At 66.9% G+C, this 480-nt stretch carries 1 protein-coding gene; it reads right to left on the reverse strand.

Annotated elements, in window-relative coordinates:
• Positions 1-480, reverse strand: a 480-nt coding sequence (locus ACGFT1_RS35735) for an acyltransferase domain-containing protein (RefSeq protein WP_373913153.1), incomplete at both ends; no start/stop codon positions are given.

Consider the following 480-nt stretch of genomic DNA (forward strand, 5'->3'; position numbering starts at 1 on the left):
GTGGGGGCGAGTTGTACGGGGTTGCGTAGGTTGCGGTACCAGTAGGTGGCGTCGAGGTGTCGGGTGTCGAGGGGGGTGGTGGTGACGGTGGAGTGGAAGGTGGTGTGGCCGGTGCGGGGGGTGATGTCGTTCAGGTCGTGGGCGAGGGTGTCGCGGATCGTTTCGACGTGGGGGGAGTGGGAGGCGTAGTCGACGGGGATCTTGCGGGCCCAGATGTCTGCGGTTTCGCAGTGGGTGAGGAGTTCGTCGAGTGCGTGGGGTTGGCCGGTGACGACGGTGGAGGTGGGGCCGTTGATGGCTGCGATGGAGATGTGATCGGCCCAGGGGGTGATGATGTCGCGGGTCTGTGTTTCGGTTAGTGCGAGGGAGGCCATGGCGCCGTTGCCGGAGAGGGCGCGGAGGGCTTTGGAGCGTAGGGCGATGATGCGTGCGCCGTCTTGGAGGGTGAGTCCGCCTGCGGTGACGGCGGCGGCGATTTCG

Source organism: Streptomyces sp. Y20 (assembly GCF_043195475.1).
Classification (GTDB): domain Bacteria; phylum Actinomycetota; class Actinomycetes; order Streptomycetales; family Streptomycetaceae; genus Streptomyces.